This is a genomic window from Aquabacter sp. DMC10 (genome assembly GCF_056314145.1).
Genome location: NZ_JBQUYX010000001.1, coordinates 243,354 through 266,019, shown reverse-complemented (window position 1 = coordinate 266,019; position 22,666 = coordinate 243,354). Strand labels below are relative to the sequence as shown.

The following is a 22,666-nucleotide window of genomic DNA, read 5'->3' as shown; positions in this document are numbered from 1 at the left end:
GCCTGGAGCCGGCTGGTGCTCGCGACCGCTTCCGCCTTGTCCCCCCCAAAACAACGGCCGAGGCCGTGGGCGCCAGGGAGGCGGAATTCTCGCTATTGGGCAGGCCGCTACGTGCCCTCAAAGGTCGGCGCCCCAAGGCGTCAGCCGACCGGGCGGCTCGCCGCGTGGCCGAGGATCGCGACCGCCGCGAGCGGCGCGCTGCCGCTGTTGCCGGCCGGCGTGATGGTGAGCCGCGTGTAACGCTTGTGGCCGCGATAGCCGAGCTTGCGCACCACGCCGTCATTGGCGAAGGTGAAGCTGGCGTCCGCCTCGGTGCCGATCAGGTCCGCATCGGCCACGGCGGTGAAGCCAGAACCGGATGCGTCCGACTCCTCCAGCAGCACCGTGAAGGTGGCGTCCGCGTCGGCGAGGGTGCCGGTGGCGATCACATAGGCCAAGCTGTCGAAGCCGAGCCGGTCGATCACCGTGCCCACGGCGGCGGTGTTGTCCGACACCACCACCGGAGCGATGACGGTGCGGACGGCGATGTTGGATGCAAGGTCGCGCATGTGTGTGGTCTCCTTCCGTCGCCGATCAGCTCACGGCCATCTTGAGCTTGCGCAAGGCCTTGCTCTGGATGACGCCACCGCCCACGCGGCGGGTGGCGTGAATGCGCGTCATGCCGGTGGTGGCGAGGACGTAGGGGTTCACCAGAATGGAAAGGGACACGCGGTCCACGATCCGGTAGCCGGTGGCGAGGTCGCCGAACATGATGGGGAAGGCGTCCGCGGCGATGTCGGGCATGTCCACCGATTCCACCACCGGGCGGCCGAGGATGGTCTCGGGCTGGCCCGCCTGGAAGGCGGGCTGCCACAAGTAGTTGCCCATCCCATCCTTCATCTTGCGGATCACGGCGAGGGTGGTGCCGTTCAGCAGCCAGGAGCCGGCATTGCGGTAGGCGGCGGGCAGCGCATACATGAGGCCGATCAAGGAATCGGCCGAAAGGTTGGTGGCGTGGCCGTTGGCCGTATAGGCGATGCTGGCATCAGTCAGCAGGCCGGTGGGTTCCAACACGCCATTGCCGGACACGAAGGCGAGGGCCTCCTTCTGGCCGAAGTCTTCGGCGAGCGCGAGGCGCACTTCGGCTTCCGCCTGCCCGGCGCTGTCGGCGAGAAGCTGGTTCGAGATGTCCACATAGGTGTTCATCTCCCGGATCGGGATTTCCAGTTGGCCGAACGCCGGCTCGGAGGCTTCCGAGGTCTGACCTTCGCCCTTCCATTTCGCGTTCGTGATGCCGGTCCGCCGGGGATAGATCACGGACGGCGCGCCGGTCGTGCGCACGCTGGCGACGGCGCGGATGGGGCTGAACTGCACCAGGTCGCGCACGAACTCGGTGCTCATCTCGGACGGGGCGAGGTAGCCGCCCTGCGGGTCGCTGGACACCGTGAGAGCCTTGATCTCGTCGGCGGGCGTGGCATTGCCCAGGCGCAGATACGCGCCGAAGGCCTTGCGCTCCACCGAGGCTTCCGGCGCATCGTCCTTGGTGCCGCCGGGCCGGTTCATCCGGGCCTCGATCTTGTCGAGGCGGCCGGCGATCTTTTCCGCCGCGCCGGTCTTCTCCTCCAGCTTGTCGAGGCGGCCCGCCACCTCGGTCTTGAAGCCGTCGAGGGCCTTGGTCACGATGGAGGCGGGATCGTCTTCCTCGCCCTTCCGTTCGATGACGCCAGCCGGCGCCGGGATCGCGTGGAACATGCTTACCTCTTGGACATGGCGCGCGCGGCGCGGTTGATGGCTTCGGCGATGGAGAGGGCCTCCACCGCGGACTTGGCGCTGGTGACACGCGCGCCCGGGTGCATGGGCACGGTGACAAGCGAACACTCGATCAGGTCGAGGGCGGTGATGGTGCGCCCGCCTTTGCGGGGCACCGCCTTCTTGGTGACGAAGCCGATGGACAGGCCGCGCACGGCGCCGGCCTTCACCAGGGCATGCACCTCGCGGGCGCGGGCCACGTCCTCCACCAGGAGATTGCCCTTCAGGCGCAGGCCATCAGCGGCCTCGGTCGCCTCGGTCCAGGCGCCCACGGGGTCATTGGGATCGTGGCCGAACAGCATTGGCAGGGGCAGGCTGGCGCCCGCGAACGCGCCCTTTTCGATCACATCGCCCACGCGGTCGGGCGTGCCGAAGGGCCAAGCGAGGCCCTCGATGGCGCCTGTGTCGTCGGCGAGGATCTTGGTCTCGAAGAAGAGCCGGTCCATTACGCGCGCCCCTGCGGGGCTGCGGCGCCCGGCTGGTTGCTGCCCGTGTTGGGGTTGGCGAACTCTTCGCCGCCCTCATAGGGCGGCAGGCCCTCCCAGGCGCGGGCCTCATTGGGGTTGAGGACGCGGCTCGCGATCAGCGAGCTATAGGCCGTGGCGCGGTCCCCGATGTCCGCGCGCGTGAGGTCATCGCGCTCGAAGTGGACGCGGTGCGTGGGGAACTCTTCCGGCGAGAAGAGCGCGCGGCGCAGGCACCCTTCAAGAGCTCGCAACCAAGGCTCCAGTGTGAACACCAGGAACTCGCGCCCCATCTGCTCAGAATTGCTCCAGGTGGCGCGCGTGAGGTCGTAGAGCATCTGCGGCGGCACGCGGAAGGCGCGGGCGACCTGAAGAATTTCGAAGCTGCGCATCTCCTGAAACTGGGCATCCACCGAGCTCATGGTGAGCGGCGCATATTCGGCGCCGCCCTCGACAATCGCCGTGCCGCCGGACTTGCCGGCGCCGTGCGCCAGCTGCCAGGAGGCGCGGATGCGGGAGATGGCTTCCGGCGTCACCTTGTCTTTCAGCGAGAGCACGCCAGAGGGGCGGGCGCCGTTGCCGAATAGGCGCGCCGCATGCGCGTCGAGGGTGAGCGCCAGGCCGATGCTTTCGCGCGCCAGAGACAGCGGCGAGCGGCCGAAAGGCGAGCGCAGGTGGATTGTATCCGGGGCTGGAATCGCACCACCGTTCAGGAAATAGCGGCACGCGCCGGTGCCGGTGCCGTCGTCCTGTGCGGTCAGGAAGGCGGGCTGGTAGTGGATGATCTCCACCGGCCGGCCGTTCACGCGGTTGACCCAGGCCAAGCCGCCCATGTCGTAAATCAGGGCTTGCGCCACCAGGTCTCGCAGGAAGGTGAAGCCGTCCGTCCAGTCGTTCGGCCCGTCCCGCAAGAGCGCGGCCACCGGATGGTCTGTCACCTCGGTCTCGGTGCCGTCCGGCTCGCGCCGCTTCACGGTCACGTCGAGGCACGCGGCGGCTTCGCTGATCGCCCGCACGGCACAGGACACGGCAGGGACGGTCAGGGCATTTCCAGGCCCCACGGCAACGCCCGCTGCCGTCTGGGCCGTGGCGCCGAACAGCGCGAGCGCCTCGGCATCGGGCGCCGCGAGCGACTTGGCCTCAAAGAGGCGGGAGAAGAATTTGAGCGGGTTGCGCATGCGAACATGATGCCAACCGTCCTCTCCATTTCGCCACGAAAGCTTAGGGTCAATTGAGGTCAATTAGGGTCACGTCCGCACAGCAAAAATGCTGCCAATATCCGTCTAACCAATTGATCCAATTGTAAAAATGCCCATACAGCCTATAAATTGCACGGATTGGGGGCCGTCGGTCCTTAGGCGATTCAGCCAAGTCGAGAACCACCCCCCCCCCTTTTTTCATTGGGGCGGCGCCGCCAGGTATCTCGAACCCGCTCATCTGAAGGCAATGGGGCGGTCATTTTCCCGCGCGCTGCGTGGCGCCCCGCTTCAGAGAGGCCGAGCCACGCGCGCCAGGAGGGCGACACGATGGCAATAAGGTTGGCCGCCTTACCCTTGTCTGGTCCGAACTGCGGAGTGACCTCAATAAGCCTTCGCCTAGCTGCGTTGCGCACCGCGTCCTCTACCATGCGGCGAGTGCAACCTGTTGCATCTGCGATGTTTCTCACCGACTTGGTGCACAGACGGTGACGCGTAGACATGACCTCGAGGCCGATGAAGCCGAGCACCGCGAGGTGCGTCTCAGTGAACGCGTCCTCCAGGTCCGCCGGCAATGCGAGGCTCGCCAGGGCCGCGATGTGCCTCCGCCTGTCGTGTTCGCTGCGCTTCATTGGTGCGTTCCGAAAGCTGGAATAATGATTAGTGGCGGGCGATCTCCATCCCCTCTCCCTGAAGGTCTCTTCTTTTTCTGTATGTTCTTCGTGGGGTTCAATTTTCTGGCAGTGGTTGCTGAATTGGACCCTGTCCCGCCGTCGGGATGGATGCCGCGCTTGGGGCCACGCTTGATCCATGCGATCCACTCTTGCGAAAGGATCTCGATTATGTTCGGAAGGTTCTTCGCGCCCACCCGGGGCCGCGCGGTGACCTTGACCAGGCCGCGACGCCTGGCTTCGTGGACCGCGTTTTGAACAGTGGTGCGACCGACACCTGCCAGCGCCGCAATCTGATCGATCGGAAGGGTGCACCTGCCGTGCACCTTCACTTCGCCGACCACGATCGTCAGCGCCGCCCGCTCGCCTTCGGTGAAGGCGCTCCGGAAGATGTCCGGAAGAGCCCCGGAGCCACCTAAGATGCGCCTCCGCTCTCTCGATGCCGCGCGATCAGGTGAAGCCTGGCGCCGACGCGGCTTGAACATGCTGACGGTGCGTTGAGCGAGCCTTCCGCTGCAGTTCGTCGGGCGAGATCCAACCAAGGCCAGCCGACGCGCTGAGACACTTCCGTCCAACGCTTCGGACTCGGCTTCCGATATCTGGCCCAAGGAGAAGCTTCGCCAAACCATACTGGCTAGGTCGTCCAGGCCAGAAACCGAGCTCGCCCGCGCGATGTTGACCTGAAGGTCCTGCGCCGCGATCGAGAGAGGAGCGTTCATGGCGCTACTCTCGCACTGAGGCTGTCAGCAGCGGCTTTGATGGTCGGAAAGGTGCCGACGCATTTGCCGGCCGGCGCGAGCGCGCGGAACCCTCCTCGCATGTTGCCGATGACGCTGCCGAGGTGGCGGTGACCATCGTATGCAGCGAGGCTGATCTGGGAATTGAGGTGCGGGCGAGCCCGAAATTTCCTCTTTTTCTTCAATGGCGCAGACTTCGCCCGCACATAAGGCGAAGTCGTTGAAACTTCGCCAAAAACGCCATTACTCTCCTGGGCACCATCGCCTTCTTAAGGCGTTGATCTGCCAAAACTCTTGGTCTTTCGTGGCGTTGGAAACCGTCTGGTGGTACAGACAGGTGGTCCAATGGTCCTCGCCATGTCCCGTCCGACGAAGCATGGGCCGTCCGACTCTGCATTGCGAATGTGATGGCCTTGGTTCCGCGGAGTGGGTCCTTCTGGGCCAGCGCGGTATTCATCGCCCTTATCAGCTGAACCCCAGGACTCGCCCTCACACCACGGCTCTGCGATCACGCAGACGGGCATTTCTGGTGCACCTTCGCTGCGGCATGCCCTCTCTTTAAGCCTCTTTCCCTTGTTTCCCCTTCGCCCGGAGTCGCCCGGCCGGTGCGCGATCTGCCATGGCTCTTCTCGCGCCTCATGGCTGGAGATCGCCCCCCCCCTCTCAACAGGCTGAGGCAAGCTTCAGGTGGTTGACTTGATCAGTCCAGCCGTTGGGAGGCTGCGCGCGCCTGAGGGTCTGCATGACGAACGGTAGGTCGAACGATCTCGGCCCGGACGGGCATGCGCGAGAGGGGTCATGTGGCTTTCCGGAAACGAAGGCCAGCTCCTGTCGGCCGCTCCCCCTCTCTATTGAAGTTAAGTCCCAAGGTGCCGCGCAATCTGGCTTGTTCGTCTCCTTCCAAAACTCACCCCGTAGATCGGGATTGTTAGTACAGCGTGACATATAAAATCGGAGGTGCGTGGTATGTTGAAGAATTTGGCGATCCGGACAAAGATAATTTTAATGTTTGGATTTGTGCTTCTGGCAAGTGTTGTCACGGGCGCTGTCATTCTTCAGGCGGAGGCGACCGTATCGAAGAATGTGGACTGGACCCTCCACACGTACCATGTGCTCGACCGGGTCGATGGGATGATGTCGGCCATGGTGGACCAGGAGACAGGCCTTCGCGGCTTTCTTCTCACTCGGAAGGATGGCAGCCTCGCTCCGCTTGTGTCCGGTGAGAAGGCTTTTGTCGACAATTGGAAGGAGGCGAAGTCGCTAACCAGCGACAATCCGATCCAGCAGAAGCGGCTCGAGGCCCTGCGCCAGCAGGTGGAAGAGTGGCAACGTAACGTCTCTCAATATGCCATCGACCTGATGAGGAAGCCCGGCTCCGAGGATGCGGCCATCGATGTGGAGCGCAGTGGCAAGGGCAAGGTCTATTTCGACAAGATTCGCCTTCTTGTCGCCGAGTTGAAGGATGCGGAGACCTCACTTCTCGGAGCACGTAACGAGGCAATGCGTTCGGCCCAGCGTGTGATCCAGATTTCCGCCATCGCTTCTGTCGGGGCAATTGTGCTGATCGGCTTGGCCGCGGCTTTCGCCCTGAACGCGCTCATCGCTGTGCCCATCCGCGCGACGGTCGCCAGCATGGACCGCATCCGGTCAGGCGACTATGCGACCGAGGTGGGCTTTTCGGAGCGCCAGGACGAGGTCGGAGCCATGAGCGCGGCCTTGCGAACCTTTAGAGACACCTTGGCGGTCGCCGAGGCTGCCCGCCGGGAAGAGGATAGCCGCAAGGAAGCCGAGCGGGAAAAGCTGGCGCGGCGGGAGCATCTCGCCCAGGCCTTTGTGAAGAACATGCAGTCGCTCTCTGGTCAGTTCGCCACAACTTCAAACGATGTGGCCGGCTCCGCCCGCAATCTCTCCGCCACTGCCGAGGAGACCTCCCGTCAAGCGCAGGCGGTGGCCGCGGCCGCTGAGCAGGCCGCTGGCAATGTCCAAACCGTCGCTGCCTCTTCGGAGGAACTGGCGGCTTCCGTTCGTGAGATGAGCGGTCGTGTGTTCCACTCGGCCGAGGTGGCAAATGTCGCTTTCCGCGAGGCGGAGGCTTCCAACACCCGCATCAATGAGTTGGCGAAGGCGGCAAGCGCCATCGGTGATGTCATCTCGTTGATCAAGGGCATAGCGGATCAGACGAACCTTCTCGCCCTCAATGCCACCATCGAGTCGGCACGGGCGGGCGAGGCGGGCAAGGGCTTCGCCGTGGTCGCCGCTGAGGTGAAGGAACTGGCCAGCCAGACCGCCAAGGCCACCGACGACATCGCCTCCAAGGTCTCCGAAATCCAATCGGCCACGGATGGAACGGTCGCCTCTATGGCGGAAATCATCCGTGTGGTGGGGGACATCAAGTCCATTTCTACTGCCATTGCGGGGGCGGTGGAGGAGCAAGGCGCGGCCACCGGCGAAATCGCCCAGAGTTGCCAGCAAGCGGCCACGGGCACACAGCAGGTGACGGACAACATCACCGGCGTCGGCCGAGCGGCCGAGATGACGGGCAGCGCCTCAAGCCAGTTGCTGAGCCTTTCCGAAGGGTTGTCCAAGCAGGCTGGCGACCTGAGGCATGAGGTTGAGAGTTTCGTTTCTCAGCTGCGCGCGGCCTGACCGCTGCTCTGGCAATGGGGCCGCCCTGCTTCTTCGCATGGCGGCCTCTGACGCTGCGACGGGGACAGCCAGGGGGCAAGCCCTCACCCCTCGTGAAAACCCGCGCTTGCCTCTCGTCCTCAACGGCGGCAATCTCCGCTCAGTTTGGAGCAAGCTCCGGGAACGTGAGGGTCCGCTTGACCCACGTGGCCGGCCTGTCGGCCTCCAGGCGAAGAGATGGAGTGCGTTGCATTCCGATCTGACCGATCGGAGCGTGCCGTGCGCGAAGACCTGCGTGTGTCTGGGCGATCCTCTCCGAGCGCGCTCATGGCCCCGACGCTAGGTCGGGCCTTATGCGTGTCGCATTCTGGAGCGGCGGACCTGGACCTGCGAAATGCGAGTGATGGTCATGGACGGTGGCAATTCCTGCGGCACGAACGAGATGGGGCTGAAGCGTTCTATGTCGCCTCACCTCAGCCGGCGGACTTTTCTGGTGGGCTCAGCCCTTGGCCTGGGTGCCCTCGGTCTCGGCGGGTGCGCCACGCCGGATGGCATGACCCTTGCCGAAGCTGAAAAGCTCTACGGGCCGCTGCCCTCCGAGAAATTCCCCGTCCCGGCGGCGGATATCAGCAAGCTCGATCCCAAATATTATCGCCGCACCGTGCGCTACGAGACCAAGGAAGCGCCCGGCACCATCATCGTCGATCCCGGCAATTACTACGTCTACCGCATCGAGGAAGACGGCATGGCCACCCGCTACGGTGCCAATGTGGGCCGCGACGGGTTCCGCTGGAGCGGCGATGCCTATGTGGGCCGCAAGGGTGAGTGGGCCACCTGGACCCCGCCTAAGGAAATGATCAAGCGCCAGCCGGAAGTGGCAAAATATGCCAACGGCATGCCCGGCGGACTGGAAAACCCGCTCGGCGCACGCACGCTCTATCTCTACCAGAACGGCAATTACACGCTGTATACCATCTATGCGACGTCGGATCCCGAATCCATCGGCAATGGCGTGACCAGTGGCTGTGTCGGGCTCCTGACCCAGGACATGCTGGATCTCTACAACCGCACGCCAGTCAAGACGAAGGTGGTCGTTCTGCCCGCCTGACGGCTGGCGCCAAGGGGGCAACCTGCGTCGGTCGACGCGCGAGGCGGCTGCCTTACCCATCCGGGCGCTGAAATCGACGTTCCTTGCCCCGCGGGCAATGGGGCGAGTTGAATTTGCCACATTGACGCCCTATGCGTGGGCGCCATGGACACTTTGCTCGCCCCCGAAAAGCCCCCGCTTTCCTTGTTCCGCCATGGGCGGCCGGCAGGAAAGGCCGCGCCCTTCCTGCCCATGAGCCGGGCGGAGATGGATGCGCTGGGCTGGGACGCGTGCGACATTGTCCTGGTGACGGGCGATGCCTATGTGGACCATCCCAGCTTCGGCATGGCCATCATCGGCCGGCTCCTGGAAGCTCAGGGCTTCCGGGTGGGGATCATCGCTCAGCCGGACTGGCATTCGGCCGATCCCTTCAAGGTGCTCGGCAAGCCCCGGGTCTTCTTCGGCGTCACCGGCGGCAACTTGGATTCCATGGTCAACCGCTACACATCGGACCGGCGCCTGCGCCACGACGACGCCTATACCGCGGGCGGCGAGGGCGGAAAGCGGCCGGACCGCTGCACCATCGTCTATACCCAGCGCTGCCGCGAGGCCTACAAGGACGTTCCGATCGTGCTGGGAGGTATCGAAGCCTCCCTGCGGCGCATCGCCCACTATGATTATTGGTCGGACAAGGTTCGGCGCTCCATCCTGGCGGACGCGAAGGCGGACCTGCTGATCTATGGCAATGCGGAGCGCGCCGTGGTGGAGGTGGCGAACCGCCTGGCCGCCGGTGAGACCCCACGTGAGCTGGATTCGATCCGCGGCGTGGCCTTGTTCCGCAAGGTGCCCGATCACTACACCGAGCTGCCCGCCGATGATCTCGAGTCGGCGGACGAGGCGGCGAGCCGCGTGGCGGGGGACACCGTTATTCGCCTGCCGTCCTTCGAGGTGGTGGAGCAGGATCGGGAGGCCTATGCCCGTGCCTCCCGCGTGTTGCACCGGGAGGCCAATCCCGGCAATGCCCGCCCGCTCGTCCAGCGCCATGGCGACCGCGATTTGTGGCTGAACCCGCCGCCCATTCCGCTCACCACCGAGGAGATGGACGCGGTCTATGACCTGCCCTATGCGCGGGCGCCACACCCCTCCTATGGAGATGCCAAGATCCCCGCCTGGGACATGATCAAGTTCTCGGTGACCATCATGCGCGGCTGCTTTGGCGGCTGCACCTTCTGCTCCATCACCGAGCATGAGGGGCGGGTGATCCAGAACCGGTCGGAAGGCTCCATCCTCAAGGAGATCGAGCGCATCCGGGACAAGACGCCCGGCTTCACCGGCGTGATCTCGGACATTGGCGGGCCCACCGCCAACATGTACCGCATGGCCTGCAAGGACCCCAAGATCGAGGCGGCCTGCCGCCTGCCATCGTGCGTCTTCCCCGACATCTGCCCGAACCTGAACACCTCCCACGACGATCTCATCCGCCTCTACCGCAAGGTGCGGGAGGTGAAGGGCGTCAAGAAGGTGATGGTGGCCTCCGGCGTGCGCTATGACCTGGCCGTCCAGAGCCCGGAATATATCAAGGAGCTGGTGACCCACCATGTGGGCGGTTATCTGAAGATCGCGCCGGAGCACACGGAGCGCGGCCCGCTCGACAAGATGATGAAGCCGGGCATCGGCACGTATGACCGCTTCAAGGAGATGTTCGACGCCGCGGTGAAGCAGGCGGGGAAGAAATACTATCTCATCCCCTATTTCATCGCCGCCCATCCGGGCACGACCGACGAGGACATGATGAACCTCGCGCTCTGGCTCAAGAAGAACCGCTATCGGGCCGACCAGGTGCAGACCTTCCTGCCCTCGCCCATGGCGACCGCCACCGCCATGTATCACACCGGCGTCAATACGCTGCGGGGCGTGCGGCGGGGCGCGAGCGACCAGGTGGAGACCATCAAGGGGCTGCGCCAGCGCCGCCTGCATAAGGCCTTCCTGCGCTATCACGACCCCGATAATTGGCCGATCCTGCGTGAGGCGCTGAAGGAGATGGGCCGGGCGGACTTGATCGGTCCCCGACCTGACCAACTCGTGCCCGCCCACCAGCCCCCGGGAACCGGCAAGGCCGCCGGCACGAAGCGCCCCGTACGTCCCCCGGTAGGGGCCAAGCGCTTCACCACCAAGGGCGTGCCCTTGCCTCACAAGTAGGAGGGGCGCTGCGACCGGGCGCCCGTCAGGCCGCGGCGGGCGTGGGCATGCGTTGCAGGACGGCGGCAAAGAAGCCGTCGGTGTCATTCCGCGCCGGTGTCAGGGCCAGATAGTCCGGGTGGGTCGAGGTGGCGAGGTCCGGTGCGGCTTCGCTGAGGGGTACCACGCGGAAATCGGGATGGGTGGCCAGGAAAGCCGCCACCTGTTCTTCGTTTTCTTCCAGCAGCAGCGAGCAGGTGGCATAGACCAGCCGCCCGCCGGACTTCACCAGCCGCGCGGCACTGTCGAGGATAGAGGCCTGAAGCGGCAGGAGATTTTCGAGGCCAGGCCCGAGAACGCGCCAGCGGGCATCCGGGTTGCGCCGCCAGGTGCCGGTGCCGCTGCAGGGGGCATCCACCAGAACCCGGTCGAACCCGCCTTTGTGGCGCTTGACCCATTTGTCCCGCTCATTGGCCAGCGGCCGGGTCTCGATATTGTGCAAGCCGGCGCGGCGGAAGCGCTCGGCGGCCCGCTTCAGGCGGATGTCCAGCACGTCGCAGGCGATGACGTGGCCCTTGTTTGCCATCTGGGCGGCGATGGCCAGCGTCTTGCCGCCGGCGCCGGCGCAGAAGTCCACCACCCGGTCGCCGGGGCGGGCGTCGACCATAAGCGCCACAAGTTGGGAGCCCTCGTCCTGGATCTCCACCTCGCCTGTCTTCAGCATGGGCAGGCGGGCGAGGGAGGGGCGCTCGCGGATTCGGATGCCATGGGGCGCAAGGGCCGAGGGCTCGGCGGGCAGGCCGAGGTCGCGGATCAGCTGGAGAAGGGTGTCCCGCTGCGCCTTCAAGGGGTTGACGCGCAGGTCCAGCGGTGCGGGGTCCAGCAGCGCCGCGAGGTCTTGCTCGAAGGTGTCCGGAAAGCGCCGGTGCAGGGCGGCGGCGGCCCAGTCCGGGCATTCGACCCGCACCTCCACCGGCATCGCGGGGGAGGTGAGGGGCGAGCCTTGCAGCTTCACCAGCAAAGCGCGCTCGTTTTCGGTCAGGCGCTCCGGCTCCAAGTGCTTGCCGCTGAAAATGTTTTTCACCTGGTCCGGGGTCTGGCGCCCGCCCAGCGCCAGCCAGGCCAACAGGCGGTTGCGGGGCGTTGCGTCCCGCCCGTGCCGGGTGACCCACCAGCCCAGGCGCGCGTGGTGGCGCAGCAGGGCGTAAAGCAGGTCGGAGATGAAACCCCGGTCGGCTTCGGTCAGCTGGCGATGGGTGCGGAACCAGGAGGAGACCAGGGCGTCGGCGGGGCGGGCGACGGCGTGGACTTCGGTCAGCATGTCGAGGGTGGCTTGGAGGCGGGCGGCGTAATGCACGGGAGGCAAACCGGATTTGAGGGCTGCCGCACCTTAGAGGGGGCCGCTGGGGAGCGCCATGGCCGGGGTGGGGCGGCAGCAGTGGCGCAATGAAAAGCGCGCGTGACGGGCGTCACGCGCGCTTTGAACTGGGTTTGGCCGAGGCGGAGGACTGTACCTTCCGCTCAGATCTGGCGCTCGACCATCATCTTCTTGATCTCGGCGATGGCCTTCGCCGGATTGAGCCCCTTCGGGCAGGCCTGGGCGCAGTTCATGATGGTGTGGCAGCGATAGAGCCGGAAGGGATCTTCCAGATTGTCGAGCCGGGCGCCGGTGCGCTCGTCGCGGCTGTCCTTCAGCCAGCGATTGGCCTGGAGCAGAGCGGCAGGTCCCAGATAGCGGTCGCCGTTCCACCAATAGCTGGGGCAGGAGGTGGAGCAGCAGGCGCACAGGATGCACTCATAGAGGCCGTCCAGGCGTTCGCGGTCTTCCTTGGACTGGCGCCACTCCTTCTCGGGGGCGGCGGTGTCCGTCTGCAGCCAGGGCTCGATGGAGGCGTGCTGGGCGTAGAAGCGGGTGAGGTCGGGGACGAGGTCCTTGACCACCGGCATGTGGGGCAGGGGATAGACGTTGACCACGCCCTTCACCAGCACTTCGTCCATGCCCTTGGTGCAGGCCAAAGTGTTGGTGCCGCCAATGTTCATGGCGCAGGACCCGCACACGCCCTCGCGGCAGGAGCGCCGGAAGGTCAGGGTCGGGTCGATCTTGTTCTTGATGTAGATCAGGCCGTCGAGCACCATCGGGCCGCAATCGTCGCGGTCCACATAATAGGTGTCGATGCTGGGATTCTTGCCGTCGTCCGGGTTCCAGCGATAGATGCGGAATTCCGTGACCTTGGTCGCGCCCTTGGGCTTCGGCCACACCTTTCCGCCGGAGATCTGCGAATTCTTGGGAAGTGCGAGCTCAACCATTGGTGCATCCTGCTCGCCGGCTGCGCCGGGCGTAAGAAGGGGTCTCAATCATCCAGCATATGGCGGCGATCCGAACCGAAGCGCCGCTCCTCCTCGCGCTCCTGGCGCGCATCGCGTCGCGCCAGTTCCGTCTTGGCCGCGGCGAGGCGGGCGTTGGCGGCCACCAACTGGTCGTCGAGGCCGTCCATGCGCTCCACCACCGCGTCGAGGTGACGGGTGAGGTGGTCGAGCTTGCCCTCGAGCGTCGAAAGACGCTCCAGGATCAGCTTGCCCACCTTCTTCTTCGCCACGCTCGCCTCCGCGCGAGAGCCGTTTGAAGCGCGCTCAGTACACGCGCTTCTTGGGCTCGATATACTGGATGTCGTTCGACAGGGTGTAGGTGTGGACCGGCCGGTCGTCGAGCCGCACCTGACCGGTGGCGGTGTCGAGATAGGCCAGCGTGTGCTTCATCCAGTTGTGGTCATCCCGGTCCGGGAAGTCCTCACGGGCATGGGCGCCACGGCTTTCCTTGCGGTTGGCCGCGCTTTCCATGGTCACCACCGCCTGGGAAATGAGGTTGTCATATTCCAGGGTCTCGATCAGGTCCGAATTCCAGACCAGCGAGCGATCGGACACGCCGATATTGGTGGTGGCCGAGAACACGTCGTGGATGAGCGTGCGGCCTTCCTCGAGCACTTCGCCGGTGCGGAACACCGCGCAATTGCTCTGCATCACCCGCTGCATGCGGGCCCGCAGCTCGGCCGTGGGGGTATCGCCCTTGGCGTTGCGGAAGTGGTCGAGGCGCGAGAGCGCCTTGTCGGCGCTGTCGGCGGGCAGTTCGCGGTGCTTCTCGCCCGGCTGCACCACCTCGGCGGCGCGCAGCGCCGCGGCGCGGCCGAACACCACGAGGTCGATGAGCGAGTTGGAGCCCAGGCGGTTGGCGCCGTGCACGGAGACGCAGGCGGCCTCGCCGATGGCCATCAGGCCCGGCACCACCTTGTCCGGATCGCCATGCACCTTGTTCAGCACCTCACCGTGATAATTGGTGGGGATGCCGCCCATGTTGTAGTGCACGGTCGGGATGACCGGGATCGGCTCGCGCGTCACGTCCACGCCAGCGAAGATGCGCGCGCTTTCCGAGATGCCGGGCAGGCGCTCGTGCAGGATCTTCGGGTCCAGATGGTCGAGATGCAGGAAGATGTGGTCCTTGTTCTTGCCCACGCCCCGGCCTTCGCGGATCTCCATGGTCATGGAGCGCGAGACCACGTCGCGGGAGGCAAGGTCCTTGGCCGAGGGGGCATAGCGCTCCATGAAGCGCTCGCCCTCGGAATTGGTCAGGTAGCCACCTTCGCCGCGCGAGCCCTCGGTGATGAGGCAGCCCGAGCCGTAGATGCCGGTGGGGTGGAACTGCACGAACTCCATGTCCTGGAGCGGCAGGCCGGCGCGCAGCACCATGGCATTGCCGTCGCCGGTGCAGGTATGGGCCGAGGTCGCCGAGAAGTAGGCGCGGCCATATCCGCCGGTGGCGAGGATGGTCAGGTGGGAGCGGAAGCGGTGGATGGTGCCGTCATCGAGCTTCAGGGCGACGACGCCGCGGCAGCGGCCGTCCTCGTCCATAATCAGGTCGATGGCGAAATATTCGATGAAGAACTCGGCCTTGTGCTTCAGCGCCGCGCCATAGAGCGTGTGCAACATGGCATGGCCGGTGCGGTCGGCGGCGGCGCAGGTGCGCTGGGCGGTGCCCTTGCCGAAATGCGTGGTCATGCCGCCGAAGGGGCGCTGGTAGATCTTGCCGTCCTCGGTGCGCGAGAAGGGCACGCCCCAGTGCTCGAGCTCATAGACGGCGGCCGGCGCATTGCGCACCAGATATTCGATGGCGTCCTGGTCACCCAGCCAGTCCGACCCCTTGACGGTGTCGTACATGTGCCATTCCCACTTGTCCTCGCCCATGTTGGCGAGCGAGGCGGCGACGCCGCCCTGGGCGGCCACCGTGTGGGAGCGGGTGGGGAACACCTTGGTGATGCAGGCGGTGCGAAGGCCCGCCTCCGAGCAGCCGACCACCGCGCGCAGGCCCGCGCCACCGGCGCCGACCACGAGCACGTCGTAGGTATGGTCCTGGATCGGATAGGCCGCGCCGTTCACGCCGGGGGCGGCTGAGCCGTTGGATGCGTTGGTTTCGGCCATTGCGCTCAGCCTCCCAGGCTGATCTTGAGCACGGCAAACGCGCCGGCAAGGCCGACCGCGACCGTGAAGAAGGTGTTGGCGACGATGCAGAGCACCTTCATCGCCTCACCATGGACATAGTCCTCGATGATGACCTGCATGCCGATGCGCATGTGGGTGGTCACCGAAAGCAGGGTGAGCAGCAGGACGATGGCCACGAAGGGGCTGCCGATCGCCGCGCGGGCGGTGGCATAGCTTTCGCCCGCCAGCGAGATGACGATGCAGATGAAGGCGATCATCAGCAGGAAGTTGGCGGCGCCAGTCACCCGCTGAAGAAAGAAGTGGTCGGTGCCCGACCGGGCGGCGCCAAGGCCGCGGACACGGCCGAGAGGGGTGCGCATGGGGCTGTGCATGTCTCTCTCCTCAGCCCTTTACGGCCAGGCCGATGATCCAGATCAGCAGCGTCAGCGCCACCGAGCCGGCCAGGGTGGCCTTGGCGAGCAGGACCCGCTCATTGGCGCCGAAGCCCACGAGGAAGTCCCACAGGAAGTGGCGGACACCACCGAGCGCATGGTGCAGCAAGGCCCAGGTGAAGCCGAACAGGATGAGCATGCCGAGCCAGGAGCCGGCAATACCCGAGAAGGTGGCGTAAGCGCCCGGCGAGGTCGCCGCCGCCAGCAGCCACCACACCAGGATGACGGTGCCGAAATAAAGGGCGCCACCGGTGATGCGGTGCACGATGGACATCATCATCGTGAACAGCGGACGGTAGATCTGCAGGTGGGGCGATAGCGGGCGCGTGACGCGCGTGGGGCTGTCGGCCATGGGCCTCCTCCAAAAATCGACCGATCAGGTATCTCAATCGTCGACAGTTCGCAACGATTCCAAAGCACAGTATCGCGCGGACTGCTCCAATATGACGCGGTGCGGAAAAAAGGTAGAGAATTCCGCGCAGATCCCCCCGGTCAGCCCAGCGTATCGCACGGGGCTTGGGCCCGAAAGCACCTCCTCCGGGAGGCCGCCGCCAAAAAAACCATGCGATCGGCCGTCACCGGGCCGGAAAGGGCAGGATCGCCTTCCACCAGGGGTTCGGAGGCGGCACGTCCCAGCGTCGGCGCAGCTCAAGGATGAAGGGGGCGACGAAGGCGCTGGAGTGAAACTTCTCCGCATAGGTGGCCAGAAGGTCGGCGTCCCAGAGGATATTGAGCGGGCACTCGCAGGTTCTGGGGTCATGCCAGGTGCCGTGCTCGTCCACCACCCGGACATCGCACCCGCAGATGGCCGCCTCCCGCAGCAGATTGCTGTAATGGTCATAGGAATAAAGGGTGCGCGTGCGACGCAGCGTCTCGCCCAGGGCAGCCATGTTCGGGGTCAGGGATTCCAGCGGCTCAATGATCCCGCCCGCGGGCAGGGGAAACCGCTCGGCCAGGGGCGCGCCCTTATAGACGAAGGAGCAGTCCAGGGTCTTCGGCACGGCGGGGTCGGGATAGATGTGGGCGGGGTCCACCAGCCCCAGCCAGAGGACCCGCTCCGGCCCAAGCGGCTCGGCGACCGCCCGCTGGACGTCGGCGCGCTTCTGAGGATCGTAGAAGAACACCATCTCGGTTTCGGGATAATGGGTATCGCCGCCGATCAGCCCCGGCGTGTTGAGCGCCCAGCGCACCACCCGGCCGGCGCCGCAGGGATTGCCGGACACGATCTCCGGATAGACCAGGATGGCGTCATCCACCGGCCCCTCGTGCAGGAAGCAGTTCCAGTGCGGCAAAGGGTGGCCCGGTTCGGCGACAAGGGCGCTGGGATAGCCGCTCACGTTCAGGTGGTGGCACAGGCGGTACAGCGCCCGGATGCCGGAACTGGTGTGGGTGTAAGGCGGGGCCCAGATGAGGAAGGTCTTGGGCGTGTACCGCAGAATGTCGGCCCGACGGGTGACAGCGGGACGCGTCACATCGGGGCTGGTCGCGCCGGGGCTGGTCACGCGGGCCTCCGATAGGCAGGGAAATAGGAGCTTTCCGCGGCGCCCGCGCTGAGCCGGGCATAGGCCTGCCGATCATTGACCACCCGGATCATGTGGACCGGCGCGGTGGCATTGACCCAGCGCGACTTGAACACCTTCAGGCCGGGCCGGGCACTGGCAGGCAGACCGCCGATGAGCAGCCGCACCCCATGGGCGCGGGCAAAATCCTGCAGGCCGTGCATCAGGAGATAGGAGGCATTCCAGCGCAGGCCCTCGGCGGTGGGAACCGTGTGCAGGATTTGCAGCCCGTCGCCGAAGACGACACCGCAGGCCATGGCGCCGATGGCATCGCCGGACCTGACGCGAAAGAAGCGGCTTTCCTTCAGCCCGGCCACGGCACGGAAATGGCGGGCGTCCATGTCGAACAGGCCGGTGAGGTGGCGGGCGGCCTTCAGCGCCCCATAGAGGGCGCAGATGGCAAGGCGGTCTTCGTCCGCCGTCACCTCCTCAAACACCGCGTGCCGGGCGCACGCGTCCAGCCGGGCCCGCGCCCGCGGGCTCAGGGGCGGCGGCGGCAGGCGGGGATCATAGACGAAATGGTGCTTCAGGAGCACCGCGTCGCACTCCGCGCGCGCGGGCACATAGCCGGGCTGGCAGAGCACCGTCACGGTCACAAGGTCCGGGAAATCCGCCTGGAGCGACCGGATCTGGCCGGGGTCGCTGATCCAAAGATAGGGCCAAGGCGAGATGCCGTCCTCAAGCTGGGTGCCGGGAATGGTTCGCCGCAGCAGGACGAAGCGGCCGGACGGATGGGCCACGGCCCGCCCCACATGCGCGAGGCCTTCGGAATAGGCGAGGCGGTTGAAGGGGCAGTCCACGTCCGAAAAAGTGCTCCCCGCTCCCATGCGCCCGGCCCAGGCCCGCCAAGCCTTCACGTCGTATCGTAACGGCCGGCAAGCGTCGAGCCGGCTTTCATGCAAACAGGGCCCGCGTCATCCGATCTGACCGCCGTCTGGCGTGATCGGATGGCGCGGGCCCTGTCGAATGCCCGTCGCGGGCGAAGACCCGGTCAGGCGGGGACGGCCCATGGCCATCCCCGCTCGACCACTGGATCAGAAGCGGTAGGTCACACCGGCGGCGACCAGCCAGGGGTTCAAGTCGGCCTGGCCCGGCAGGGTGTTGGCGCCCACGCCCACATCGAAGCTCGGGGTCAGGAAGATCTTCTTGACGTCGAAGTTCACGCCCCAATGCTTGTCGAACATGTAGTCGAAGCCGGCCTGCAGCGCCCAACCCCAGGTGTTGTTGAGGCTGAGGGAGGTGACCGAGTTGGTGGTGCTGGTGTTGTAGAAGAAGGTGTAGTTCACGCCGAAGCCCACATACGGCTTGAAGGCGCCCATCTCGGTGAAGTGGTACTGCAGGGTCAGCGTGGGCGGCAGGATCCAGGTGCTGCCGATCTTGCCGAGGCTGGAGATGGAGTCCTGACCGTAGATGCTGCTCTTGGTGGTGCCCAGGATGAGTTCCAGGGCCACGTTCTTGGTCAGGAAGTAGGAGATGTCCAGTTCCGGCGTGATGGAGTTGGAGTAGGACAGGTTGGAGCCAGCCACGCCCTGCACATTGCCGCCATCCTGCGGCAGCACGCCGAGGGCGCGCAGGCGGATCATCCACGGGCTCTGCTCGGTCACCGGCTGCACCGGCGCCTTCACCACCGGCGACAAGTCCGCCGCGCCCGCGGCCGTTGCAAAAGCCGCCGTCATCATCGTCGCGGCGAAGAGGCCGATCCGCCCCCAGAAGCCCTTCGTAGCCATGTCCCAGTCCCTTTGTGCCAAACTTGACTGAGGGAGACTTGTCCGGCTTGGCCGTCGAAAAGTTTGAGCTAGATCAAATCTGCTACCCCCTGCCTTCATTCCGCCGTTCCAATGTGGCTTGCGCGCAACAGCCGGGAGCACAATTTCTGCGACATGCTGTCCATCTGGGCTGAGTCGGTGCCCGTTTGCCGGGGAATGGATCGCTGTGACCGAGACTGAAGCTGCCATACTTCCGCAACGGCATGCGGCGCGGAGCCGACTCACCTGCGGCGCCCGGCTGCGCCCGCGCGTGCTCCCCCTCCTGGCCGCGCTGCTGGCCGCGCTGCTTGGGGTCTCCGCGGGCATGGGGCACGCCTGGGCCCAGTCGGATCTGGGCGAGGAGCACATCCAGGTGGGGCGGGAGGACCGCACCTACCTCATCACCCGCCCGCCCGGCGTGACCGCCCCGGCGCCCACCATCATCGCCCTGCATGCCGCCGGACAGACCTCGGAGAGCTTTCGCGACTATCTGGGGCTGGATGTCTCCGCCGGTCCGCAGGGCGTGGTGACGGTCTATCCCCAGGGCATCGGGCGGGTCTGGAATGATGGCCGCCCCGCCGCCATGCGCCTCAAGGCCCTGCTGACACCCGGCGATGACGTGCCCTTCCTGGTGATGCTGGTGCAGCGCCTGGTGCAGCAAGGCATCGCCGATCCCCGGCGCATCTATCTGCTGGGCATTTCCAACGGCGGCTTCATGGTGGAGCGCATGGCCTGCGAGTTTGCGGGTCTGTTTGCCGCCTATGCGGTTACCATGGCCACCGCCCCGGCCAATTACCGGGAGGAATGCGCCCCCGCCCGGCCCGTGCCCATCATGTTCGTGCACGGCACGGCCGATTCGGTGATCGGCTGGCTGGGCTTCTGGACGCCGCTTGGCGCCACCCTGTCCGCCCCGGACAGCGCCCAGCTCTATGCCGGGCTCGACCAGTGCGGGCAGAGCCGCACCGAAAATCTGGACGACCGCGATCCGACCGATGGCACCACCGTCTCCCTCCAGACCTGGAGCGGCTGCGAGGGCGGGGCCGAGGTGCGGCTCTACAAGGTGGAAGGGGGCGGGCACCAGTCGCCGGCGCGGGTGCACACGAAGCCGGACCTGGCCTCCTCTGTGCTGGGCCTGCGCAGCCGGGACATGGACATGGGCGAGACCTCGCTCGCCTTCTTCGCCCGCTTCGCCCTGCCGGGACCGGACCCGGCCCCGGTGGCGGGCGGCAAGCGCCCGGCCAAGGATGCCGCCGGCAAGGCGGCACCGGCCAAGCCGGGCAACGGGACGCCGGCCAAGCCCGCGTCCGCCGATGCTCAGCGCGGCAGCAAGACCCAATAATCCAGGTCCAGGATGACGCTTGGGTCGTAATCCTCCCCCGCCTTCAGCGGGAAGTCGGCGCAGGGCTTGTCCTTGGTGGCGATGGTGCGCACCCGCAGCGCGCCCACATCGTCGCGGCCGGAAATCTCCGCCTTGTCGAGGATCTCGCTCCAGGCGAACACGGTGAGGCCGGCAAACAGCGGCGAGACGTGGCGCCCGCCATTGATGGCCGCCACATGGAAGGCGTTGGCCAGCCCGTTGAAGGACAAGGCGCGGGCGAGCGAAATCACGTGGCCGCCATAGATGAGCCGGCGGCCGAAGCGGCCCTGGCCCTCGGTGAACTGGTTGAAATGCACCTTGGCGGTGTTTTGGTAGAGGCGGGTGGCGATCATGTGCTCCGCCTCCTCCACCGTCATGCCGTCCACATGGTCGATGCGCTCGCCCACCTGATATTCGCTGAACCGATGGGGGGAGCCGGAGAGGTCGTCGCGCCATTCCGACATATCCAGCGGCGGCACGGCATCGCCCAGGGCATCGGGCGCCAGCGCCGCCGGCAGCTTGGGCACCACGGTCTCCACCGCCGGGCTCTTGGGATCGCGCTTGCGCACCATCACCCAGCGCACATAATCGAGCACCTCGACGCCGTCCTGGTTGAAGCCGGTGGAGCGCACATAGACCACGCCGCTCTGGCCGTTGGAATTTTCCCGCAGCCCGATGACTTCCGAGACCGCGTGGAGGGTGTCGCCGGGATAGACCGGCGCCAGGAAGCGCCCGCCGGCATAGCCAAGGTTCGCCACCGCATTCAGCGAGATGTCCGGCACCGTCTTGCCGAACACCACATGGAAGACCAGCAGATCGTCCACCGGTGCCCGGGGATAGCCCAGCGCCTGGGCGAAGCTGTCGGCGGACTGCACCGCGAACCGCGACCCGTAGAGGGCGCTGTAGAGGCTGGCATCGCCGGCCGTGATGGTGCGCGGCGTGGCGTGCCGGATCACCTGGCCGACGGAGAAATCCTCGAAGAAGTTGCCGGAACTGGTTTTCGTCATGGAGCCCCTCGCGCGCTTTGTGGCATGTTGGACTAGCGCCAAGGTGCAACGCAACAGGGCAGCGCCACCGGCGCCTTGACGGGGGAGGCCGGGGCGGGCCACATGGGCGCGCCGAGGGACGGGCGGCGGTATTAAGGGGTGCCTGCCTCGGGGCGCGGCGGGAAAAAGGGGGCCGGGGTGAAGGGTTCAGCGAGCCAGCAACTGTCGTTCCAGGCGATGGTCTTCGTGATCTGCCTGTTTCCCTTCTACATTCTGGCGGCCTCGCTGACCAATTCGGCGGCGGTGCTCACCGATCTTCTGGCCACCTCCTTCGACCTGACCTCCCTGACCGCCTGCTGGCTGGTGCTGCGCATCGCCCACAAGGGCCCGGGGGAGCGCTATGCCTATGGCCTCGGCAAGCTGGAGAACCTGGCCGAGCTGATGATCGCCATGCTGCAGGTGATCCTGGTCATCATCGCCAGCGTCCGCGCGGTGTCCAGCCTGATGCACCCGGAAGCGGTGAGCGGCGCCTGGCTCGGCCTTGCGGTCACCGCCGCGGCCGTGTGCGGCAATGTGTTCCTCAATCGCAAGGCCACCCGCCTTGCCCGCGAGACGCGCTCGCCGGTGCTCGCCGCCCAGGCGCGGGTGCATCTGGTGTCGGCCACCTCCTCCGGCTCGGTGTTCTGCGTCACCGTCATCACCTCCAGCTTCCACCAGATCGAATGGGTGGCCTATCTCGACCCCATCGCCTCGTTCCTGGTGATCGCGCTGATGGTCTATAACATCTTCGAGATGCTCACCAATTCGCTCGGCTCCTTGCTCGACCAGGCGATCGGCGAGGCCGGGCAGCTGCGCATCCTGAAGGCGCTGACCTCCCATTTCGACGAGTTCGAGGAATTGGGCGACATCCGCACCCGCCAGCATGGCGGCAAGATGCTGGTGGAGCTGCACCTGGGCTTCGACCCCCACTGGACGGTGGAGCGGGCCCGCGAAGCGGTGGCCAAGCTGTCCGCCTCGGTGAAGGAGGAGTTCAGCCACGTGGGCGACAGCGTGGATGTGGCGGTGGTGCTGCTGCCGCCTACCGCCCGCACCTTCCACGATGCCATTGGCGATGCGGCTCAGTAGTCCGACAGGTTGATGTCGTCGGACCAGTCGCCGGGCACATCCTTCACGATCACCTGGCCGCACATGACACGGCCCTTCACCGGGTCGAAGGTGAGGGTGGGCGCGCCATAAAGCTGCCACCCCTTGTTCAGCGCCGCGCTCACGCGCTTGCAGAAGGCGCTGTCGTCGGGACCCGTGAGATAGCGATAGAGCTTCATGAGGCGGCCTCGGCCGGTGAAGGGAGCTT

At 66.0% G+C, this 22,666-nt stretch carries 21 protein-coding genes; 5 read left to right on the top strand and 16 right to left on the bottom strand.

Features of this window, described 5'->3' with window-relative positions; all coding sequences use genetic code 11:
* Positions 1 to 140 precede the first annotated feature (140 nt).
* The 5 genes from ACT54L_RS01170 to ACT54L_RS01150 form a co-directional block, all read right to left on the bottom strand.
* A complete protein-coding gene (locus ACT54L_RS01170; RefSeq protein WP_476083704.1) occupies positions 141 to 548 on the bottom strand; it encodes a hypothetical protein in 408 nt (135 codons plus the stop codon).
* A 25-nt stretch (positions 549 to 573) separates the two neighbouring features.
* Positions 574 to 1,731, bottom strand: a complete 1,158-nt coding sequence (locus ACT54L_RS01165) for a phage major capsid protein (RefSeq protein ID WP_476083703.1) — start codon at positions 1,729 to 1,731, stop codon at positions 574 to 576.
* A 2-nt stretch (positions 1,732 to 1,733) separates the two neighbouring features.
* Complete coding sequence (locus ACT54L_RS01160; RefSeq protein ID WP_476083702.1) at positions 1,734 to 2,234, bottom strand: HK97 family phage prohead protease; 501 nt, start codon at positions 2,232 to 2,234, stop codon at positions 1,734 to 1,736.
* Positions 2,234 to 3,430 carry a phage portal protein gene (locus tag ACT54L_RS01155; RefSeq protein ID WP_476083701.1) on the bottom strand — a complete coding sequence of 399 codons (1,197 nt, stop codon included), beginning with the start codon at positions 3,428 to 3,430 and terminating at the stop codon, positions 2,234 to 2,236. The genes ACT54L_RS01160 and ACT54L_RS01155 overlap by 1 nt, the downstream gene beginning before the upstream one ends.
* 646 nt (positions 3,431 to 4,076) lie before the next feature.
* Positions 4,077 to 4,838: a hypothetical protein gene (locus tag ACT54L_RS01150; RefSeq protein ID WP_476083700.1), complete on the bottom strand. Its 762-nt coding sequence runs from the start codon at positions 4,836 to 4,838 to the stop codon at positions 4,077 to 4,079.
* Between the two features lie 984 nt (positions 4,839 to 5,822).
* On the opposite strand from ACT54L_RS01150, the gene ACT54L_RS01145 reads away from it, so the two are divergent.
* The 3 genes from ACT54L_RS01145 (at position 5,823) to ACT54L_RS01135 (ending at position 10,767) form a co-directional block, all read left to right on the top strand.
* Complete coding sequence (locus ACT54L_RS01145) at positions 5,823 to 7,502, top strand: methyl-accepting chemotaxis protein (protein ID WP_476083699.1); 1,680 nt, start codon at positions 5,823 to 5,825, stop codon at positions 7,500 to 7,502.
* A gap of 382 nt (positions 7,503 to 7,884) precedes the next feature.
* Positions 7,885 to 8,589: a L,D-transpeptidase gene (locus tag ACT54L_RS01140; RefSeq protein ID WP_476084396.1), complete on the top strand. Its 705-nt coding sequence runs from the start codon at positions 7,885 to 7,887 to the stop codon at positions 8,587 to 8,589.
* A 231-nt stretch (positions 8,590 to 8,820) separates the two neighbouring features.
* The gene (locus tag ACT54L_RS01135) at positions 8,821 to 10,767 is read left to right on the top strand and encodes a YgiQ family radical SAM protein (RefSeq protein WP_476084395.1); all 1,947 of its coding nucleotides are present in this window, start codon (positions 8,821 to 8,823) and stop codon (positions 10,765 to 10,767) included.
* Positions 10,768 to 10,792: 25 nt separating this feature from the next.
* On the opposite strand, the gene ACT54L_RS01130 is transcribed toward ACT54L_RS01135, so the two are convergent.
* From ACT54L_RS01130 to ACT54L_RS01090, 9 genes are all read right to left on the bottom strand, one after another.
* Positions 10,793 to 12,103, bottom strand: a complete 1,311-nt coding sequence (locus ACT54L_RS01130; RefSeq protein WP_476083698.1) for an RsmB/NOP family class I SAM-dependent RNA methyltransferase — start codon at positions 12,101 to 12,103, stop codon at positions 10,793 to 10,795.
* Positions 12,104 to 12,267: 164 nt separating this feature from the next.
* Positions 12,268 to 13,053, bottom strand: a complete 786-nt coding sequence (locus ACT54L_RS01125; protein ID WP_274777070.1) for a succinate dehydrogenase iron-sulfur subunit — start codon at positions 13,051 to 13,053, stop codon at positions 12,268 to 12,270.
* 44 nt (positions 13,054 to 13,097) lie between these two features.
* Complete coding sequence (locus ACT54L_RS01120) at positions 13,098 to 13,343, bottom strand: hypothetical protein (RefSeq protein ID WP_476083697.1); 246 nt, start codon at positions 13,341 to 13,343, stop codon at positions 13,098 to 13,100.
* A 34-nt stretch (positions 13,344 to 13,377) separates the two neighbouring features.
* A complete protein-coding gene (gene sdhA / locus ACT54L_RS01115) occupies positions 13,378 to 15,216 on the bottom strand; it encodes a succinate dehydrogenase flavoprotein subunit (RefSeq protein ID WP_476083696.1) in 1,839 nt (612 codons plus the stop codon).
* A gap of 5 nt (positions 15,217 to 15,221) precedes the next feature.
* Positions 15,222 to 15,608 (bottom strand): succinate dehydrogenase, hydrophobic membrane anchor protein, encoded by a 387-nt coding sequence (gene sdhD / locus ACT54L_RS01110; protein ID WP_476083695.1) that lies wholly within the window; start codon positions 15,606 to 15,608, stop codon positions 15,222 to 15,224.
* Positions 15,609 to 15,618: 10 nt separating this feature from the next.
* Positions 15,619 to 16,020: a succinate dehydrogenase, cytochrome b556 subunit gene (sdhC, locus tag ACT54L_RS01105; RefSeq protein WP_476083694.1), complete on the bottom strand. Its 402-nt coding sequence runs from the start codon at positions 16,018 to 16,020 to the stop codon at positions 15,619 to 15,621.
* A 223-nt stretch (positions 16,021 to 16,243) separates the two neighbouring features.
* Positions 16,244 to 17,170 carry a hypothetical protein gene (locus ACT54L_RS01100; protein ID WP_476083693.1) on the bottom strand — a complete coding sequence of 309 codons (927 nt, stop codon included), beginning with the start codon at positions 17,168 to 17,170 and terminating at the stop codon, positions 16,244 to 16,246.
* Positions 17,167 to 18,084 (bottom strand): hypothetical protein, encoded by a 918-nt coding sequence (locus ACT54L_RS01095; RefSeq protein ID WP_476083692.1) that lies wholly within the window; start codon positions 18,082 to 18,084, stop codon positions 17,167 to 17,169. Before ACT54L_RS01095 ends, ACT54L_RS01100 begins: the two co-directional genes overlap by 4 nt.
* Positions 18,085 to 18,261: 177 nt before the next feature.
* Positions 18,262 to 18,954 carry an OmpW/AlkL family protein gene (locus ACT54L_RS01090; protein ID WP_476083691.1) on the bottom strand — a complete coding sequence of 231 codons (693 nt, stop codon included), beginning with the start codon at positions 18,952 to 18,954 and terminating at the stop codon, positions 18,262 to 18,264.
* A 205-nt stretch (positions 18,955 to 19,159) separates the two neighbouring features.
* Here ACT54L_RS01090 and ACT54L_RS01085 point away from each other — a divergent pair, with 205 nt between their 5' ends.
* On the top strand, positions 19,160 to 20,311 hold the full coding sequence (locus ACT54L_RS01085; RefSeq protein ID WP_476083690.1) for a CE1 family esterase: 1,152 nt from the start codon (positions 19,160 to 19,162) through the stop codon (positions 20,309 to 20,311).
* Here the strand turns inward: ACT54L_RS01085 and ACT54L_RS01080 are convergent.
* The gene (locus tag ACT54L_RS01080) at positions 20,287 to 21,336 is read right to left on the bottom strand and encodes a MaoC family dehydratase (RefSeq protein ID WP_476083689.1); all 1,050 of its coding nucleotides are present in this window, start codon (positions 21,334 to 21,336) and stop codon (positions 20,287 to 20,289) included. The genes ACT54L_RS01085 and ACT54L_RS01080 overlap by 25 nt on opposite strands.
* A 177-nt stretch (positions 21,337 to 21,513) precedes the next feature.
* Between ACT54L_RS01080 and ACT54L_RS01075 the strand changes: the two genes are divergently transcribed.
* Positions 21,514 to 22,440 carry a cation diffusion facilitator family transporter gene (locus ACT54L_RS01075; RefSeq protein WP_476083688.1) on the top strand — a complete coding sequence of 309 codons (927 nt, stop codon included), beginning with the start codon at positions 21,514 to 21,516 and terminating at the stop codon, positions 22,438 to 22,440.
* Here ACT54L_RS01075 and ACT54L_RS01070 read toward each other — a convergent pair.
* Positions 22,434 to 22,637: a DUF1737 domain-containing protein gene (locus ACT54L_RS01070; protein ID WP_476083687.1), complete on the bottom strand. Its 204-nt coding sequence runs from the start codon at positions 22,635 to 22,637 to the stop codon at positions 22,434 to 22,436. The genes ACT54L_RS01075 and ACT54L_RS01070 overlap by 7 nt on opposite strands.
* Positions 22,638 to 22,666: the final 29 nt, after the last annotated feature.

Excerpts from the sequence above, each read along its gene's own strand:
- sdhA (WP_476083696.1), bottom strand. The coding sequence starts at position 15,216 with ATGGCCGAAACCAACGCATCCAACGGCTCAGCCGCCCCCGGCGTGAAC.
- ACT54L_RS01080 (WP_476083689.1), bottom strand. The coding sequence starts at position 21,336 with ATGACGAAAACCAGTTCCGGCAACTTCTTCGAGGATTTCTCCGTCGGC.
- ACT54L_RS01135 (WP_476084395.1), top strand. The coding sequence starts at position 8,821 with ATGAGCCGGGCGGAGATGGATGCGCTGGGCTGGGACGCGTGCGACATT.
- ACT54L_RS01070 (WP_476083687.1), bottom strand. The coding sequence starts at position 22,637 with ATGAAGCTCTATCGCTATCTCACGGGTCCCGACGACAGCGCCTTCTGC.
- ACT54L_RS01145 (WP_476083699.1), top strand. The coding sequence starts at position 5,823 with ATGTTGAAGAATTTGGCGATCCGGACAAAGATAATTTTAATGTTTGGA.
- sdhD (WP_476083695.1), bottom strand. The coding sequence starts at position 15,608 with ATGCACAGCCCCATGCGCACCCCTCTCGGCCGTGTCCGCGGCCTTGGC.
- ACT54L_RS01150 (WP_476083700.1), bottom strand. The coding sequence starts at position 4,838 with ATGAACGCTCCTCTCTCGATCGCGGCGCAGGACCTTCAGGTCAACATC.
- ACT54L_RS01165 (WP_476083703.1), bottom strand. The coding sequence starts at position 1,731 with ATGTTCCACGCGATCCCGGCGCCGGCTGGCGTCATCGAACGGAAGGGC.
- ACT54L_RS01170 (WP_476083704.1), bottom strand. The coding sequence starts at position 548 with ATGCGCGACCTTGCATCCAACATCGCCGTCCGCACCGTCATCGCTCCG.
- ACT54L_RS01125 (WP_274777070.1), bottom strand. The coding sequence starts at position 13,053 with ATGGTTGAGCTCGCACTTCCCAAGAATTCGCAGATCTCCGGCGGAAAG.
- sdhC (WP_476083694.1), bottom strand. The coding sequence starts at position 16,020 with ATGGCCGACAGCCCCACGCGCGTCACGCGCCCGCTATCGCCCCACCTG.
- ACT54L_RS01090 (WP_476083691.1), bottom strand. The coding sequence starts at position 18,954 with ATGGCTACGAAGGGCTTCTGGGGGCGGATCGGCCTCTTCGCCGCGACG.
- ACT54L_RS01160 (WP_476083702.1), bottom strand. The coding sequence starts at position 2,234 with ATGGACCGGCTCTTCTTCGAGACCAAGATCCTCGCCGACGACACAGGC.
- ACT54L_RS01155 (WP_476083701.1), bottom strand. The coding sequence starts at position 3,430 with ATGCGCAACCCGCTCAAATTCTTCTCCCGCCTCTTTGAGGCCAAGTCG.
- ACT54L_RS01140 (WP_476084396.1), top strand. The coding sequence starts at position 7,885 with ATGGTCATGGACGGTGGCAATTCCTGCGGCACGAACGAGATGGGGCTG.